This window comes from Micromonospora sp. WMMD710 (assembly GCF_029626045.1).
Classification (GTDB): domain Bacteria; phylum Actinomycetota; class Actinomycetes; order Mycobacteriales; family Micromonosporaceae; genus Micromonospora.
This window is the reverse complement of sequence record NZ_JARUBD010000001.1, coordinates 3,172,614-3,189,669: the sequence shown is the minus strand read 5'-3', so window position 1 is coordinate 3,189,669 and position 17,056 is coordinate 3,172,614. Positions and strand designations below refer to the sequence as shown.

Annotated in this window: 11 protein-coding genes; 6 read left to right on the top strand and 5 right to left on the bottom strand. The window is 70.7% G+C overall.

Annotated features, from left to right (window positions below; genetic code table 11):
* Positions 1 to 40: 40 nt before the first annotated feature.
* Positions 41 to 799, top strand: a complete 759-nt coding sequence (locus O7620_RS14560; RefSeq protein WP_278123450.1) for a GNAT family N-acetyltransferase — start codon at positions 41 to 43, stop codon at positions 797 to 799.
* A gap of 42 nt (positions 800 to 841) precedes the next feature.
* Here the strand turns inward: O7620_RS14560 and O7620_RS14555 are convergent, their stop codons facing one another.
* On the bottom strand, positions 842 to 3,820 hold the full coding sequence (locus tag O7620_RS14555; protein ID WP_278123449.1) for an AfsR/SARP family transcriptional regulator: 2,979 nt from the start codon (positions 3,818 to 3,820) through the stop codon (positions 842 to 844).
* Between the two features lie 271 nt (positions 3,821 to 4,091).
* Here O7620_RS14555 and O7620_RS14550 point away from each other — a divergent pair, with 271 nt between their 5' ends.
* The gene (locus O7620_RS14550) at positions 4,092 to 5,375 is read left to right on the top strand and encodes an MFS transporter (protein ID WP_225854146.1); all 1,284 of its coding nucleotides are present in this window, start codon (positions 4,092 to 4,094) and stop codon (positions 5,373 to 5,375) included.
* 66 nt (positions 5,376 to 5,441) lie between these two features.
* Here O7620_RS14550 and O7620_RS14545 read toward each other — a convergent pair whose 3' ends face one another.
* Positions 5,442 to 6,338, bottom strand: a complete 897-nt coding sequence (locus tag O7620_RS14545; RefSeq protein ID WP_278123448.1) for an alpha/beta hydrolase — start codon at positions 6,336 to 6,338, stop codon at positions 5,442 to 5,444.
* Between the two features lie 261 nt (positions 6,339 to 6,599).
* Here O7620_RS14545 and O7620_RS14540 point away from each other — a divergent pair, with 261 nt between their 5' ends.
* Positions 6,600 to 8,738: a glycogen debranching N-terminal domain-containing protein gene (locus O7620_RS14540; protein ID WP_278123447.1), complete on the top strand. Its 2,139-nt coding sequence runs from the start codon at positions 6,600 to 6,602 to the stop codon at positions 8,736 to 8,738.
* Between the two features lie 40 nt (positions 8,739 to 8,778).
* Here the strand turns inward: O7620_RS14540 and O7620_RS14535 are convergent, their stop codons facing one another.
* Positions 8,779 to 9,294, bottom strand: a complete 516-nt coding sequence (locus O7620_RS14535; protein ID WP_278123446.1) for a sigma-70 family RNA polymerase sigma factor — start codon at positions 9,292 to 9,294, stop codon at positions 8,779 to 8,781.
* A gap of 352 nt (positions 9,295 to 9,646) precedes the next feature.
* Here O7620_RS14535 and O7620_RS14530 point away from each other — a divergent pair, with 352 nt between their 5' ends.
* Complete coding sequence (locus O7620_RS14530) at positions 9,647 to 10,822, top strand: alcohol dehydrogenase catalytic domain-containing protein (protein WP_255473638.1); 1,176 nt, start codon at positions 9,647 to 9,649, stop codon at positions 10,820 to 10,822.
* Positions 10,823 to 10,826: 4 nt separating this feature from the next.
* Here the strand turns inward: O7620_RS14530 and O7620_RS14525 are convergent, their stop codons facing one another.
* Together O7620_RS14525 and O7620_RS14520 are read right to left on the bottom strand one after the other, a co-directional pair.
* A complete protein-coding gene (locus O7620_RS14525; protein WP_278123445.1) occupies positions 10,827 to 11,282 on the bottom strand; it encodes a DUF4333 domain-containing protein in 456 nt (151 codons plus the stop codon).
* 16 nt (positions 11,283 to 11,298) lie between these two features.
* Positions 11,299 to 11,991: a hypothetical protein gene (locus tag O7620_RS14520; protein ID WP_278123443.1), complete on the bottom strand. Its 693-nt coding sequence runs from the start codon at positions 11,989 to 11,991 to the stop codon at positions 11,299 to 11,301.
* A gap of 233 nt (positions 11,992 to 12,224) precedes the next feature.
* Here O7620_RS14520 and O7620_RS14515 point away from each other — a divergent pair, with 233 nt between their 5' ends.
* The gene (locus tag O7620_RS14515) at positions 12,225 to 12,521 is read left to right on the top strand and encodes a WXG100 family type VII secretion target (RefSeq protein ID WP_007457407.1); all 297 of its coding nucleotides are present in this window, start codon (positions 12,225 to 12,227) and stop codon (positions 12,519 to 12,521) included.
* An 86-nt stretch (positions 12,522 to 12,607) separates the two neighbouring features.
* The gene (locus tag O7620_RS14510) at positions 12,608 to 17,005 is read left to right on the top strand and encodes an FtsK/SpoIIIE domain-containing protein (protein ID WP_278123440.1); all 4,398 of its coding nucleotides are present in this window, start codon (positions 12,608 to 12,610) and stop codon (positions 17,003 to 17,005) included.
* Positions 17,006 to 17,056 lie beyond the last annotated feature (51 nt).

Genomic DNA, 17,056 nt, shown 5'->3' with positions numbered 1-17,056 from the left:
ACCCGGATCCAGGTAACCGCGCACTGTCGAGGGGACGGTTATGACCAGCACCGCTGACCGGATGACGGCGGCCTATTTCGACGCCTTCGAGGCGCTCGTGGCGGTGACACCGAAGGGCTGGCACACCGAGCGGGGCACCGCCCGGGGTTCGCTGACCCACTGCGGCGTGCCGCTGTTGAACGTGGCCTACGACATGACGCCGGAGCCGGATCTCGGGTCGCTCGACGAGGTGGCGACCGAGGTGGGCAGGCAGGGCGCACGGTGGTCGATCATGGTACGGCGTGGCGTGGGCGACGAGGTCGTCGATCTCGCGGCCCGGCACGGGCTGGTCGAGCGCCAGGAGGTGCCGATACTGGGCTGCGCCGTGGACGACCTCGTGTTCCGGGCGAGCGCGGCACAGCGCGAGCTGGTGCACCACGTCGGCGCGGCGAGGAGCGACCTCTACACGGAGATCCTCGCCCAGGGCTTCGAAACGCCCGAGAGCGTCTTCGGACCACTCATGGGCGGCGGCGTGCTCGATGCCGCCTCCATGACCGGATACCTGGCCGACGACGGCCAGCCCGTCGGTACCGGCTTCGGAATCCGGACCCCCGACGCGATCGGTGTCTACAACATCGCCGTCGTCCCGTCCGCACGAGGTCGGGGCCTGGGCCGGGCGCTCACCGAGGCGGCGCTGCGCGACGGCGTCGCAGCCGGCGCCCGATGGGCCTTTCTGCTGCCCAGCGTGATGGGCCAGCCGCTCTACGAGTCGATGGGCTTCCGGCTCGTGGACAACTGGACCATGTTCACGGCGCGGTGAGCGTCCGCTCCGGCGGACGACGCCGGAGCGTGGGCAGCCCGGTTACCGTTGCGTGTCCTGTGAGCGCGGCGGGAACTCGGTGACATAGTGCAGCCTGTCGCCGATGTCGCAGACCTTGTCGCGCATCGTCCGGGTGCCGCCGTTCTGCATGGTGTGCATGGCGTCGCAGGCGTTGCGCCACTCCTGGCAGGCCGCCGGCACATCATCGAGATCGAGGTGCGCCTCGCAGAGCAGGATCGACGCCTGGAAGACACCGGTGCTGTTCTGCGCCTCGACGGCCGCCTCCACCGCCTGCTCAAGCTGCCGGACGGCCTGGTGCTGACGACCCATCTCACCAAGACACTCGGCGAGGGCCAGGCGGATGTCGGCCTCGTCCGTCCTCCACTCGGCCTGCACACTGCGGGCGAGCGCGTCCTGCAGGCACGACAGGGCCTCATCGAGAGCGCCCAGCCGGGCGAGTGAGTGTCCCCGGGCCGCCAAGGCCCGGATCGCACCCTGTTCGACACCGGCGGCGCGGTACAGCGCCAGTGCCCTGTCGCTCTCCTCGAGCGCAGACTCGTGTCGGCCGAGCTCGGTGTTGATCCGGTGCAGGGTCGCGTGGACGATCCCCTGTTCCAGGAGCATGCCGTCCTCCGCGAAGACCTCCTGCGCATCCGAGAGCAGGTCGAGGGCCTCGTCGTAGGCGGCGAAGTAGTAGCAGGAGTCGGCGAGGCTTCGCATGGCCTGTGCCGCACCGACCCGATCCCCCCGGTCCCGGGCGGATTTCAGTGCGAGCCGCGTGACGTCCTGCCAGTCGTGGAACCGCCCGCTGCGCTGCAACCACGGCTGCATGGTGAGGGCCAGCTGCCACGGGACGGTGGCGACGTTGCCCTCGGCCGCGTGCCGCACCGCTTCCGGCAACACCTCGCGGTGGTCGTCGAACCACCGCATCGCCTCGCCGTAGCCGGTGGGCCGCTCCGGAACGATCGTGGCCGGCGCCGGTGGCGGGGCGATCATCGAACTCTGCGGCACCAGCGCGGTCGCCGCGTGGTAGCTGCTCTGCAGATAGTGCTGCAGGAGCCGGGTGGTCGCCGCCTCCCGGTCCGACGCGGACTCCTCCTCCAGGAACAGCTCCTGTGCGTACGCCTTGACCAGGACATGGGATGTGAACCGGCCCCTGTCGTCCTCGTCCAGCAGTGCCGCGTCGGCGAGGTCCCGCAGGATGGCGCGGGCGACCCGGGGCTGAGTCTCGGACAGGCTGGCGAACGCCGCGGCCGAGATGCCCGACGCCATGGCGGCGGAGGACAGCCGGAAGAGGCGGGCGGCCTCCGAGCTGAGCTGGCGGTACGACCAGGCGAAGGCGGCACGTGGATCGCGTACGCCTCGGCCGCTGGAGAAGGCCGCGAGCCGTTCGGTCCCGTCGCGGAGCTCGGCAGCCACGTTCGCGAGGGAGAGGTGGGGACGAGCGCTCAGGCGCCCGGCCAGGATCGCCAGCGCCAGTGGGAGGCGACCGCACAATTCGATGATCTCGTCCAGGATGTCGGCCGGAGCGGCGGTGTCCGCCACAGGACGGTTCGGCGCGCGGTCGAGCCGGCGCCGGACCAGCTTGCGGGCGGTCGTCATGTCCGGAGGGTCGAGGTGCAGCAGGTGGGCACCGTCGAGGGCGGAAAGCTCGACGAGCGGCTTGCGGCTCGTCACGAGAACCAGGCTCTCCGTCGAATTCGGCAGCAGCGGGCGTAGCTGCGCCGAGTCGCGTGCGTTGTCGAGAAGCACCAGGACGCGCTTGCGGGCGGTGAGGCTGCGGTAGATGCCGGCACGCGCGGCGAGGGTCTCCGGGACGCTGGACACGTGGACACCCTGGGAGGACAACAGCGACCCCAGGGCATCCCCGGCGGACATGCTCTCGACCTCGGTCTGGTCTCCGCGCAGGTCCAGGTACAGCTGGCCGTCGGCGAAGTCACCGGCGACCAGGTGGGCGAAGTGGGCGGCCAGCGTGGATTTGCCGACCCCGCCCATCCCGTCGAGAGCCACGATCAGCGGACCGGTCCGCTCGGCGTCGTCCAGGCCGTCGCGGAGGCGACGGAGAGTCGCGAGTTCGTCGACACGGCCGACGAAGGTGGGCAGGTCGGGTGGCAGCTGTGCCGGCCGCACCAGCGGTGCCGCCGGGAAGCGGTCGAACGTCTGCGCCTCGCGGTCGCCCGCCCCGTCGGTGGCCGGCGCGATCGGCGCCTGGCTCAGCACCTGCCGGTGCGCGGCCTGAAGTGCCTCGCCGGGTTCGATGCCCAGGTCCTCGACGAGGCGGTTGCGTACGGTCCGGAACACCTCCAGTGCCTCGGCCTGGTGGCCGGCCGCGGCGAGGGCGGAGATGAGACCTGCCTGGACGGGTTCGTGCAACGGCGCCATCAAGGCGGCCAGTCGCAGGGGTCGCAGCACCCGTGCCGGACGACCCAGCGACACCGCCAGCTCGGCGGCGGACACGCACACGTCGAGGAACTCACGGTCGAGGGCAATGAAGATCGACATTGCGGGTGTCCCGTAGGCGTACGTGTCGCCCGCGGGCCCGCGCCAGAGCCCCAGCGCCTCGACGTAGCGGTCCAGTGCCTCGTCCCGGTGCCGCAGGACGAGACTGGCCCTCGCGGCGCTGACGAACTCACGGAAGGTGATCAGGTCCAGCATGCCGGGGGACGGAGCGAACAGGTAGCCGTCGCCGTGCCGCCGCAGATATGAACCGGTGCCGCGCAGCGGGAGCGCGGGTTCCATCAGGCGCCGCAACGTGCCGACGTACTTGTGGATCACATTGGCGGCGCTGGCCGGAGCATCCTCACCCCAGATCAGCTCGATCAGCTCACTCATGCTGATCGGCCGTCCGGGTCGAGCGAGCAGCAGGGCCAGCAGGTAGCACTGCTGCCGGGGCCCGGCGTTCACCTCGACGCCGTCGCGCCACAGCCGCAGGGGCCCCAGGATCTCGAAGTGCAGCGTGCCACCGGCCGGGCCTGGTCCCTCGTCGGCGCGGACGGCAAGTGCGCCGGCCGAGTTCGACATGTCAATCTCCTGCTTCTGTTTCGGGGCCCGTCGGGCAGACAGCCGCTCCGATCCCAACGGATCGCGAATGTGTCGTTGCCAGCGGTGCCGCCAAGTCTACGTCCGTCGCGCTGACCAGCCTCGTCGCGCCAAATCGAAACGGACACCCGCCGTCGGACGGGCGAGGCCGGGTCGAAACCCTCCCCGCGCCTCCGGACGGAAACCAGAAGATGTCAACTGACCGTCGCCAGGATGTGCCCGGACATGTACCTCCCAGCAAGGACGGCCCCCCATGACTGCGTCAGGAAGCAGGACCCTGCGCGCCCCGGCTCACGCCGGAATGCACAACAAGGCGTACGAACCCCAGTGCGCCGCCGAGGAGGACCGGCACACCGGCGAGGCGACGTCGAGCCGCCGGGGCGGACTGACCCTGTTCGCCCTGGCCCTGGGGACCTTCGCCATCGGCACCGGTGAGTTCGGCAGCAACGGGATCATTCAGCTCTTCGCCGCCGACATGGGCGCGTCCATCCCGGTCGCGACGTACGCGATCAGCGCCTACGCGTTCGGCGTCATGATCGGCTCACCGGCGATCACACTCCTGGCGGCCCGAGCCAACCGTCGTACCCTTCTGCTCGGCCTGATCGCGCTCTTCCTGGTCGGCAACGTGCTCTCCGCCCTGGCCCCGAACATCGTGACCCTCATCGTCTTCCGGTTCATCACGGGCAGCGTGCAGGGCGCGTTCTTCGGCGCCGGGGCGGTCGTCGCCGCCTACGTCTACGGGCCCGGCAAGGGCGGAAAGGCCTTCGCCACCGTGATGGGCGGCCTGACCGTGGCCACGGTCGTCGGATCGCCGTTGGGCACCTTCGTCGGTCAGCACGCCGGGTGGCGCACCACCTACTGGACCGTGGTCGGGGTGGGTCTGCTGGCCGGCGCGGCGCTGCTGGCCTGGCTGCCACGCACCGACGACCTGCGCGGTAGCTCGGTGGCACGCGAACTCGGCGCTCTTCGGCGGCTCAACGTCTGGCTCATGGTGGCGGTCGCGGCGCTCGGCATCTCCAGCATCTTCGCCGTCTACACGTTCATCGGGCCGTTCGTCACCGATGCGGCGCGGGAGAGCCCGGCACTCATCCCCGTCGCCCTCGCCGTCTTCGGCCTCGGCATGGCGTTCGGCAACTACTACGGCGGCCGGGCGGCCGACAGGTACGGCAGCCGCCCGCTGATCTACGGCTTCAGCTACGTGCTCGTGGTGCTCGTGGCGATCGGCGTCGCCGGCAGCGACATCCTGATCCTCCTGCCGGCACTGTTCGGCGTCGGCGCGACCATGATGTTCGCGATCCCCACGATCCAGGTGCGGCTGACCGGGTTCGCGCCCGACGCGCCGACCCTGATGGGGGCGCTCAACCTGGCCGCTCTCAACCTCGCCAACTCGCTCGGCGCGATCGGTGGCGCCGTGACCCTCGGCCTCGGATGGGGAACCCTCTCCACCGTCTGGGCGGGATTCGCCCTCACCGCCGCGGGTCTGGTCCTCTACCTCACCACCGTGGGTCGGGTCAGGTCAGCCGGTACGCCCAGCTGACGCGCACGTCGTGCGGTGGGCGGCCGGACCCGCGAGGGCCCGACCGTCCACCGGCACGGGCGTGCGTCACCAGCACAGAGGACGTACCGGCAGGCCGGCCGACTCCGGGTGGTCATGCGGGTTTCGCGTCTCCGGTGCCTCGGAGGGTGGAGTCGACCGCGGCGTCGACGCGCGCCGCGTGAACTCCCGCACCACGTGGGCGAAGCGTTCCGCCTCCTCCAGGTGGGCGAAGTGGCCGCTGTTCTCGAACACGCGGAGTCCGGCATCGGGAATGCCCGCCTGCAGGATCGCGGCGCACTCCGGTCCGAAGCTGACGTCGTGCGCCCCGGCGATGACCATGGTCGGCACCGTGATCAGGTGCAGCTCGTCCCGCACGTCGAAGACCTCGTCGAACTCCACCGCCGGTCGCGGCCAGCACCGGAGCATGCCGCGCATGCCCACGAACTCCACCTCCCGCCGCGAGTAGTGCGCGAAGTGTGCCGGGACGATCTCCCGCAGGCGTTGGGTGGCCGAGGGCATGTCCTGCCTCAGGGCGCTCTCCACGGCGAAGCTGCCCAGGGTCCGGCGTGCCAGCGCGGCCGGTGCCGTGGCGTAGAGGATCAGACCGGCGGTCTTGTCCGGCCGGCGCAACGCGTAACTCTGCGCGACGAAACCACCGTGCCCGTGCCCGAGAACGACGATCGGCCCCTCGGCGAAGAATCCGGCAACGGCGTCCAGGTGCTCCACGTAGGTGGCGATGTCGTACCGATGATCGCCGGACAGCCCACTCGAACCGCCCGTTCCGGCCGGTTCGAGGTAGATCACCGTGTGGTCCCGTTCGACCAACGGCATCCTCAGATATTCCCAGTGCATTCCGGGACCACCCGGATGCACCACGCACAGTGGACCGTGGCCGCGAATATGACAGACCAGGGACACTTCGCCCGCTCGAACAGTGTGGCGGCCCTCAGGCGTACGACTCATGGCGTGCAAAGCTCCTCGAAGATCCGAGTTGAAAACGTCCCCAGTCGCCCCCTGGCCGTCGATACTGCCGCAATAAAGTTGATTTCCAGTTCATTTCCCGTCCACTGCCCGGTTAAGAGCCGACCCGCTGCGTGACGCGGTGGGGTGTCAGGTCGGTCGGGGTCGACCCGGCGATATCGCGACGAGGCCGTCCCCGGCGGTCCTAGACTGCGAGCGTGTCCGGCGGCGCTGCTCGTTGCCGGCGGCGAGGGGACGGGTGTCATGCAATCTCGGTCGACGCGGGCCGGACCACGATCCGGCGAACGAACCGGGCCCACCGCCGGTGGGGCCAACCGCGAGCTGCCGCCGGAATTGGGCTCGGACGCGATCGGCGTATTTGAGGGCCGCACGTTCATGTTGTCCAATTCGATCGGTGACGTGCCGGCGAACTCCATTGCCGGCCTGGTGCACGACGACACCCGTTTCATCAGCCGGTGGGAGATGACCGTCGACGGGCACGCTCCGCTGGTACTCAGTGCGAGCACGGTCGACGCGTACTCGGCGGCGTTCTTTCTCGCGAACCCGGAGATCCCGGGCCTGCCGACGAACCGGATCGGCGTGCGGCGGGAGCGTTTTGTCGGAGACGGCATGTACGAGCGGATCGCGGTGCAGTATTTCGGCGTCGAACCGGTCTCGGTGTGCCTGCGGTTGGCTGTCGACGCGGACTTCGCCGATCTCTTCGAGATCAAGCGGCAGGGCAGCCGGAGCCGGCAGTCCGACGTCCGGCGCACCCACCGGCCCGACGATTCCACCCTGTGCTTCTCGTACCAGAAGTCGAACTGGTCGGCCGTCACCACGGTCGAGGCCGAGCCGCGTGCCGACCGGCTGGAGGGCGATTCACTGGTCTGGGAGGTGCACCTTCGGCGAGGCGAGACCTGGCATGGCGAGCTGCGGGTGCTGCTGAACTGCCGAGGCAAGGAGTACCGGCCGAGCGGCCGTGGCTTCGGGGAGCCGCACGACCCCGGCCCGGACGACGCGACGTCGCGGTGGCTGGCCAACAAGCCGCACCTCAGTGCGGAATCGGACCTGTTGTACAACGTCTACCACAAGTCGGCAGTCGACCTGGTGTCGATGCGGATCGTCAAGGAGATCAATGGCGAGCAGGTCGTCCTGCTGGCCGCCGGCATGCCCTGGTTCCTGGCGGTGTTCGGGCGGGACACCCTGATCACCGCTTACCAGAGCATCAGCTGTGGAGCGGACGTGGCCCGGGGCGCGCTGGTCACCCTCGCCAAACACCAGGGCACCGTCGTGGACGACTTCAGCGACGAGGAGCCCGGAAAGATCCTGCACGAGTTCCGATCCGGTGAGCTGACGCAGCTCGGCGTCATGCCGTACGGTCCGTGTTTCGGTGCCGCCGACACGACCCAGCTGTGGCTCATCCTGCTCTCCGAGTACTGGCGGTGGACGGGCGACGACGCGTTGGTCCAGCAGTTGCGTCCCAACGCCGACGCGGCCCTGCGGTGGATCGACCACTTCGGGGACCGCGACGGCGACGGCTACGTCGAGTACGGCACGCGCTCGCACGAGGGCATGCGCAACCAGTGCTGGCGCGACTCGCCGGACGGCGTGCAGTTCGCCGACAGCACGCTGCCCGCCCTGCCGGTCGCCACCTGCGAGATCCAGGGCTACACCTACGACGCGAAGGTCCGCGCCGCCCAACTTGCCGACGGGCCCTGGGCCGACCCCGCGTTGGCTCGCCGGCTGCGCGCCGAAGCCGCCGATCTGCGGGAACGGTTCAACCGTGACTACTGGCTGCCCGCGCGCGGCGGCTACTACGCGATCGGCCTTGACGCCGACAAGCGTCCCATCGACTCGATCACCTCGAACATGGGCCACCTGCTGTGGAGCGGGATCGTCCCGCCCGACCGCGCCGAAGCGGTCGCCCGGCAGTTGATGTCGGATGAGATGTTCTCCGGCTGGGGCGTCCGGACCCTGTCCAGCGCGGATGTGGGATACAACCCCATCGGCTACCACCTCGGCACCGTCTGGCCGCACGACAACTCGATCATCGCCGCCGGCCTCGCCCGCTACGGCTACCGCGACGAGGCGAATCGGATCGCGACGGCGATGATGGAGGCGGCCGCCCACTTCGATTACCGCCTGCCCGAGGCGTTCTCCGGGTACGACCGAGGGCTCGGCCGGCGACCGGTGCCGTACCCCACCGCCTGCAATCCCCAGGCCTGGGCCAGCGGGGCGCCCCTGCTGCTCCTGCGCACGATGCTCGGGCTCGACGTCCGCGACGGGACCGTCGCCATCGACCCGCACATCCCCGACGCGTTGGGGAGCATCCGGCTGGCCGGTGTCACCGCGCACGGCGTACGGCGGACCATCGAGGCCACCGGAACGCGCTCCTCCGCCTGATCCGCGCCACACCCCACCGGACCGGTCCGACGCCGACGACTCATGGTGTCCGGCAACTCGCCCGCAGCGTGGACAGTGCCCAGCGCTGCCAGGACCTGACCGTACGGACCGGCACCCCGAGTGCGCGGGCCGTCTGGTGCGTCGTCCGACCCGCCAGGTAGGTGTGCAGGAGCACCGCGCGATGTTCCTCGGGAAGCCGCCGCAGCAGCGTGATCGCCTCCGCCGTGGCGACGGCGGCATCCGCGTGATCCGGCTGTGAGACGTCGAACTCGGGCTCGATGCTCTCGCGCTGGGCGGCGCACTCCCGAAGAGACGTGACTGCCAGGTCCCGCGCGACGGATGTCAACCAGTCCCGAAGCGGGCTCCCGCCGCAGGGGAGGCGGTGGGTGTGCCGCCACGCCCGCAGGAAGGTCTCCTGGACGATGTCCTCGGCGAGATGGTGGTCCCGCACCAGCGCTCTGACATAGGTGAACAGCGACTCTGCGTGATCGGACATCAGCTCGTTCAGCGATTGCGTTCGGCCGGCGTCCGCACAGTGTTGATCAGTGTTCGCCATCTCTGGTGCCTGGCCTCCCGAGATGTGGGCGGGGAGTGCCCCCACCCCGCGGTACCAGCGGTTGGTCCGCGCCCGACGCTACGGACCGCCACCATCCAGCCTCGTGAAGAACTCTTGGTGGGACGCCCACCGTCGCCGGTTCGGGGAAGTCCTCGTCAAGTCGGCGCCGTGAGCCCGGTCGGTGGGCAGCGCGCTGTGTGTGGCAGTTGGCGCTGATCTGCCACGTTTCGTGCCGGCCACGGCGGGTAGACCGGCGCGAATCACGCTCCAGGCAACCGGCCGTAGGCATCCCCACACTGATCGGAGTTGTGCGATGAAGGCTGTGGTCTTTCACGGCTTGGGAGACATCCGTGTGGACACCGTCGCGGATCCGGGCCTCGAACAGTCGACGGACGCCGTCGTGCGGGTGACCACCGCGGCGATCTGCGGTACGGATCTGCACTTCGTCCGCGGCACGGTGCCCGGGATGAAGCCGGGAAAAATCCTCGGTCACGAGGGTGTGGGCGTGGTCGAGGAGGTCGGCTCGGACGTTCGGAACCTCAAGCCCGGCGACCGGGTGGTGATCTCAGCGGTGTGGGCCTGCGGGTCCTGCGCCTACTGCCGGGTCGGGCACTTCGCCCAGTGCGACAACGTCAATCCCTACGGCCCTCGGTCCGGCACCGGATCCCCTGGCTCCCCGGAGATGCAGGGCCCGTTCAACGGACTGCAGGCCGAGTACGCGCGGGTGCCGTTCGCGCACACGAACCTGTTCCGGATACCGGACTCGATCTCCGACGCGCAGGCGATCACGTTGTCGGACATCTACCCCACCGGCTACTTCGGCGCCGTCGTGGCCGATGTCTCCGACGGAAAGATCGCGACCGTCTGGGGCTGCGGGCCGGTCGGGCAGTTCGCCGTCCGCTCGGCGTTCCAGCGGGGCGCGGCCCGGGTGATCGCCGTCGACGGCCATTCCGATCGCCTCGAGCACGCCCGGGCCGCGGGCGCCGAGGTGATCAACTTCAATGAGACCGACCCGGTCGAAGCGATCATGGATCTGACCAACGGGATCGGTGCCGACTGTGCCATCGACGCGGTGGGGGTGGATTCCGAGAGCCCGAAGTCCGGCCCGGCGAGCGGCAAGGCCCGCCAGGCCGACCAGCAGTATCGCGACGAGCGCGCGCAGATCGCGCCCGAGACCAACCCGCAGGGCGAGCACTGGAAGCCAGGCGACGCGCCGAGCCAGGCTCAGACCTGGGCCATCGAGAGCCTCGCCAAGATGGGCACCCTCGGCATCGTCGGCGTCTACCCGATGACCGACCGGTTCTTCCCGATCGGCACGGTGCTCGGGCGCAACCTCACCGTGAAGGCCGGCAACGGCAATCACCCCCGCTACATCCCCCGGCTGATGGCCATGGTCGAGACCGGCCAGATCAACCCGGAGACCGTCCTGACCCAGCACGAGCCGCTCGCCGACGCGGTGGCCGCCTACACCGAGTTCGACCTGCGCAGCCCCGGCTGGCTCAAGGTGGCCCTGCGTCCGGCGGGCTGACCACTCATCTCGGGCGCGCGACCTCCAGCTGGCCGGTCCCTCGGACCGTCACCCAGGTCGTGACCGTCGTGCCGGCGACCTCGGCGGTGCAGGTGAACCGGTGTCCGTCAATCACCGGCTGGTCGACCGGGCAGGCGACCCCGTCCGCGTCGAGCTTGTAGTCGTTGCGCAGCACGGTCAGCACCTGGCGCTGCAGAGCCGCGGTGTCGAGGACCTTCCGGTCCGACCGGCCGGGCCGGAGCACGGCCAGGACCGTCCCCACCACGATCAGGAGTACGACCGGGACGGCGACGGCCACCACGAGCCTGGCGGACGGTCGCCGCCGGCCACCCGACCCCGAGGCGGCCGTCGTCGGCCCCCACTGCGGCGGGGGCGCCGGCTTCCAGCGCGGTGCCAGCAGGGTCGCTCCGCTGACACCGGCGGTGTCGGAACTGCCGGGACTCCCGTGTGGGCTGCTCATGGTCAACTCCTCGGGCTCAGCGGGTGGCGGCGGTCGGCACGGTGACCACCTCCGGAAGCGGCTTCGTGCGCGCGCCCGTCGGGCTGACCGCGAACCAGGTGCCACCGACTCCCTGGCCCTTGATGTCGCCGGGGGCGGCGTCCTTGGCGAACCGGTAGACCGGCCAACCCCCGATGGTCACCTGGCAGGTCCCGTCGGCCCGTTCGACGTACCCGACGAGCTGTGGGTCGACCCCGTCCGGGTAGATCCGGCCGGGTGACGAGATGAGCACCGGAGGCCAGGTCTTGGCGCAGTCGCCAGCGCAGGTCGCCTTCGACGGCTTCGCCGTGTCCTTGTCGAAACGGTAGAGCGTCATGCCCCGGCCGTCGGCGACGTAGGTGCCGATGTCGTTCTGCTCCATGGCCCGCAGTTGCACCACCGAACTACCCCGACCGCTGTCCGCGGCGTCCCGGACGGGAACGTCGGACGGCCCGCTGTAGATCTGGACCCGACGCTGCGTCTTCGCCACCGTCGGCGCCGGGACCGGAGTCACCTCGACCACCTCCGGCGTCGGATCGGTGCCCGCCGTCGACGTGGCCGGTGCCGGTCCGTTGGACGGCGAGGCGGCGGTGGCGCCCGCACCCGCGCCAGCGGTGTCGCCGCAGGCGGCCAGCGCCGCCAGACTGATCAGTGCGATCGCGTGCCGCGCGATCCGCGCTTGCCCCACCATGTTTGCTCCACCTCGTGCTCGCTGTGGACCGGGCTTGTGCAACGGGTCCGGCACCCACACGGACGACCCCGCGAAACGGTTCACCGTCACCACCGCACGGGATGCCCGCGACGAAGGTGGAACTGCCCTGAACCGGATCGTGCCGGCATCCGTGTGGGTGGCGGCATCGGCGGAAGACGGTCCACCAGGGATCGGCTGTCCGAGCCGGAGACCCAGACACGAGGGAGGGCGACATGGCCACCTACCACATCGTCAGCGAGGACATCCAGGAGTCCGCGAGCTGGCTCCAGCAGAACATGCAGACCCTGTTGGACGGGATGACCCAGGCGAAGAGCAAGATCGACACTCTGATCCAGGGTGGCTACAACACCCCGGGCGCCCAGCAGCAGTTCGGTCCGTACTTCGAGGAGTACAAGGGCAGCGTCGACCAGACCCTGCACGGCATGGAGGGCATCAGCCAGTACCTCACGCAGGTCAGCGACGCCTTCTCCGAGACCGACACGCAGACCGCCGCCAGCCTCAGCCGCTGACGAACGAACGGTCGGGGCCGCGTGGTGAGTGATCACCACGCGGCCCCGGCCGTGTTCCCGACGGTTCATCCGACCAGGAGATACGCGTGCGCCTGTTGCTCACCGTCACGGACCAGTCCACCCCTGCCACCGACTACCAGATCGAGGCCGCCCTCGACTCCACTGTCGCGGAGCTCGCCGAGGTGTTGGCGGAGCGCCGTCCGGAACCCGGCCCCCGACCGCCGACGATCTTCGTCGCCGGCGCGCCACTGGACCCGGGGCTCACCCTCGCCGACGCGCCGCTGTGGCAGGGCAGCGTGCTCGAACTGGACCACCCCACACCCGGGTCGTCGCCACGGCCGCCGGGCACACTGGAGATCCGGGTGGTCAGCGGTCTGGGTGCCGGCAGCCGGTACCAGCTCGACATCGGTGAGCACACCATCGGCTCCGCCGAGGACAACCAGGTACGCCTGGACGACGTCTCGCTCGGTCCCGTGATCGCGCGGGTCCGGGTCGGCGAGGACGGCGAGTGCCGGCTGTATCCGAGCGGACCCGGGTTGTTGCTCGACCGGGTGGAGATCGAGGACGAGCAGGTCTGGGCTCCCGGAGCGCAACTGGCCGCCGGTTCCTCCCTGCTGGAGTTGCGTCGCCCCGTGCACGACGAGGCGGCTCTGCAGATCTCGGAGGACCGCACCGGCCTGGACTACAACCGCCCGCCGCGGCTGCTGCCCGCGGCGCGGACCACCCAGTTCACCCTGCCCGGGCCGCCGGCGCCGCCCGAGCGGCGGCCGCTCACGCTGATCACCGTGCTGGCGCCGGTCGTGCTCTCCGGCGCCGCGTTCCTGATCACCCGCAACCCGCTCACGTTGCTCTTCGCCATCCTGTCGCCGCTGGTGCTGATCGCGGGCCAGATCGGCGCCCGCCGCCAGGGCCGGGCCACGTACCGATCCCGACTCGCCGACTACGAGGCGAAGAAGGGGCGCATCAGCAGCGAGGCGCAGGAGGCGTTGACCGTCGAACGGTTGGCTCGGCGGGACAACTTCCCCGACCCGGCCGCGACCGGACTGATCGCCGTCGAGCCGCAGCGTCGGCTCTGGGAGCGACGCCGTACCGACCCCGACTTCCTCGAACTACGCGTCGGCAGCGCCGACCTGCCGTCCGAGGTGGTGCTGCGGGACCTGAGCCAGGACGAGAACCGACGCGAGGTCCGGTGGAGCGCCCTCGACGTGCCGGCGACCGTGCCGGTCCGCAAGCACGGCGTCGTCGGGGTGGCCGGCGGTGCCGTCGCCCGCACGACGGCCCGCTGGATGCTGGCCCAGGCCAGCGCCCTGCACAGCCCGGAGGACCTGCAGATCTACCTGCTCGCCGGTGCCGACGACGAGGAGGGCTGGTCCTGGGCCGGCTGGCTGCCACACGTGCGGCCCCGCGACGGTCAGGACACCCTCGCCACCGTCGGCACCGACACGCAAAGCCTGGCCCGCCGGGTGGGCGAGCTGGTGACCATCATCTCGGCCCGGTCCGGCGAGCGGGCCAACGGGACGTACCGCGACATCCTCGTGGTGCTCGACGGGGCACGGAAGCTGCGGTCCCTTCCCAGTGTCACGCAGATCCTGCGGGAGGGACCGTCGGTCGGGGTGTACGCGATCTGCGTGGACGCCGAGGAGAGGCTGCTGCCCGAGGAGTGCCAGGCGGTCATCGCCCAGCAGCCCGACGGGTCGCTGCTGGTGACCCAGACCCTCGCCGCCCCGATCGACGACATCCACCCGGACGTCGTCCCGCTCGAATGGCTGCACCGGGTGGCGCGCGCACTCGCGCCGCTGCGGGACATCGGCGGCACCGACGAGGAGAGCGCCCTGCCCGGTGCGAGCCGGCTGCTCGACGTACTCGGAATGGAGCCGCCGGAGCCGGATGCGGTGACGGCCCGGTGGACCTCCGGGGGTCGGACCACCGAGGCGGTGCTCGGTGTCTCGCTGGACGGGCCGTTCGCCCTCGACCTCAAGCGGGACGGGCCACACGGCCTGGTCGCCGGCACCACCGGTTCCGGCAAGTCGGAGCTGTTGCAGACGCTGGTGGCCTCGCTCGCCGTCGCCAACCGCCCGGACGCGATGACGTTCGTGCTGGTCGACTACAAGGGCGGCAGCGCGTTCAAGGACTGCGTCCTCCTGCCGCACACCGTCGGTATGGTGACCGACCTGGACACCCACCTGGTGAGCCGGGCGCTGACCTCGCTGTCGGCGGAGCTGCGGCGACGCGAGCACATCCTCGCCGAGGCCGGTGCGAAGGACATCGACGACTACGTCGAACTGCTGCGTCGTGAACCGTCCCGCGTCCCGATGCCGCGGCTGCTCATCGTGATCGACGAGTTCGCGTCGATGGTGCGTGACCTGCCCGACTTCGTGACCGGTCTGGTCAACATCGCGCAGCGCGGCCGGTCGCTCGGCATCCATCTCGTGCTCGCGACCCAGCGGCCGGGCGGCGTGGTCTCACCGGAGATCCGGGCCAACACCAATCTCCGTATCGCGCTGCGGGTCACCGACAGCAGCGAGAGCCAGGATGTTCTGAACGCCCCGGACGCGGCGACGATCTCGAAATCGACGCCGGGCCGCGCCTTCGTCCGTCTCGCCCAGTCGTCACTGGTGCCGTTCCAGGCGGGTCGCGTCGGCGGGTTCCGGCCCGGCGCGCGCACCACCGCCCGACCAGCGCCGTGGCTGGCGCCGCTCTCCTGGCCGGATCTCGGCCGCCCGGCGCCTCGCCGTCCCGGCGGCAAGGCGGAGCCCTCCGCCGAGCTGACCGACCTCGCCGTGCTCGTGGCGGCGATCCGGGACGCCAGCGAACGGCTCGCCATTCCCGCGCAGCACAGCCCCTGGTTGCCCGCGCTGCCGACGAAGCTGTCGGTGGACGCGCTGCCTCCGGCCCGTGCCGGCGGCTACCACCTCCCGGCGGTCGCGTACGGACTGGTCGACCTTCCCGCCCAGCAGGACCAGGTGCCGTTGGTGGTGGACCTGGGCACGCTGGGGCATCTGCACATCATCGGCTCCTCGCGCAGTGGCCGTTCACAGACGCTCCGGACGATCGCCGGGGCGCTCGCCCGCGTCCACTCCGCGGCGGACGTCCATCTCTACGGGGTCGACTGCGGCAACGGGGCGCTGCTGGCCCTCAACGGCCTGCCGCACTGCGGGGCGGTGGTGCAGCGTACCGAGGCGGAACGGCTCGGCCGGCTGTTCGCCCGCCTCGTCGCGGAGCTGGCCCGGCGGCAGCAACTGCTCGCCTCCAGCGGCTCGGCGAGCATGGTCGAGTACCGGGCCGGCGCGGCCGAGGGTGCACGACCGCCACACATCCTGGTGCTCCTCGACCGGTTCGAGGTCTTCGACAAGACCTTCGCCGACTACGACAACGGCACGATCATGGCCGGCCTGCTGACGCTGCTGCGCGAGGGCGCCGGGGCGGGCATCCACGTCGTGCTCGCCGGTGACCGGGCGATGTTCTCCAGCCGGATCTCCTCCACGTCGGACGACAAACTGGTGCTGCGGCTCACCGAACGCGGTGACTACAGCATGGTCGGCATCAATCATCGGCAACTGCCGGACGAGATCGAGTCGGGTCGTGCGATCCGTGCGGCCGACGGTGCCGAGGCGCAGATCGCGCTGCTCGGCGACGACGTGTCCGGCCAGGGACAGGCGCGCGTACTCGCCGAGATCGCCGAGGCGGCCCGGCAACGCGACGCGGACCTGCCGGCCGCCGGCCGCCCGTTCCGGATCGACGTGCTGCCCGACGAGCTGACCCTGGCGGACACCGAGGCGCTCGCCCGGCCGAGCGACCCGCTCTGGACGATGGTGGGTGTCGGCGGCGACGAACTCGCCGCGATCGGCCCGGACCTGACGATCATTCCGAGCCTGGTCCTGGCCGGTCCGCCGCGCTCGGGACGGAGCACCGCGCTGCTGACGATGGTCGCGGGTCTGCTGCGCAAGGGGACACCGGTGGTCGTGGCGGCACCACGCCGGTCGCCGCTGCGCGAGCTGGCCGGCCTGCCCGGGGTTCTCGACCTCGTCGCGAGCGAGAACCTCACCTCCAAGGGGTTGGCGGCGGCGCTGGCGGAGCGGAACGGCCCGGCCGTGGTCGTGCTGGACGACGCCGAGTTGCTGCTCAAGTGCGATGCGGGAAGCGACCTGGGGGAGATCGCGCGGTCCGGTGCGGAACACGGCCTCGGGCTGATCATGGCCGGCACCATCGACGGTCTGTCCGGCGGCTTCGGCGGCTGGCACGTCGACGCCCGGCGCAACCGGCAGGGTGCGCTGCTCAGCCCTCAGGGCCTCGGCGACGGGGAACTCATCGGTGCCAAGCTGTCCCGCGGTCAGCTCGGTGTGGGGCGCCTGGGCCGGGCGCTGCTCCACCTGGGTGACGGCACCGTCCGCCTGGTGCAGATTCCCCGGACCGACCCGGCCGCGCTACGGGCGCTGCTGACGCCCACCAGCGCGGAGCCGCACGTCGCGGCGGCCCAGGAGTGAGGTAGGCGGGCCGCGGCGGACATGGTCAGGGGGACACCGGATCGCGGTGTC

What these genes read in the sequence shown, in the direction of transcription:
- O7620_RS14560 (WP_278123450.1), top strand. Translation starts at nt 41, where the DNA reads ATGACCAGCACCGCTGACCGGATGACGGCGGCCTATTTCGACGCCTTC.
- O7620_RS14555 (WP_278123449.1), bottom strand. Translation starts at nt 3,820, where the DNA reads ATGTCGAACTCGGCCGGCGCACTTGCCGTCCGCGCCGACGAGGGACCA.
- O7620_RS14550 (WP_225854146.1), top strand. Translation starts at nt 4,092, where the DNA reads ATGACTGCGTCAGGAAGCAGGACCCTGCGCGCCCCGGCTCACGCCGGA.
- O7620_RS14545 (WP_278123448.1), bottom strand. Translation starts at nt 6,338, where the DNA reads ATGAGTCGTACGCCTGAGGGCCGCCACACTGTTCGAGCGGGCGAAGTG.
- O7620_RS14540 (WP_278123447.1), top strand. Translation starts at nt 6,600, where the DNA reads ATGCAATCTCGGTCGACGCGGGCCGGACCACGATCCGGCGAACGAACC.
- O7620_RS14535 (WP_278123446.1), bottom strand. Translation starts at nt 9,294, where the DNA reads ATGGCGAACACTGATCAACACTGTGCGGACGCCGGCCGAACGCAATCG.
- O7620_RS14525 (WP_278123445.1), bottom strand. Translation starts at nt 11,282, where the DNA reads ATGAGCAGCCCACACGGGAGTCCCGGCAGTTCCGACACCGCCGGTGTC.
- O7620_RS14520 (WP_278123443.1), bottom strand. Translation starts at nt 11,991, where the DNA reads ATGGTGGGGCAAGCGCGGATCGCGCGGCACGCGATCGCACTGATCAGT.
- O7620_RS14515 (WP_007457407.1), top strand. Translation starts at nt 12,225, where the DNA reads ATGGCCACCTACCACATCGTCAGCGAGGACATCCAGGAGTCCGCGAGC.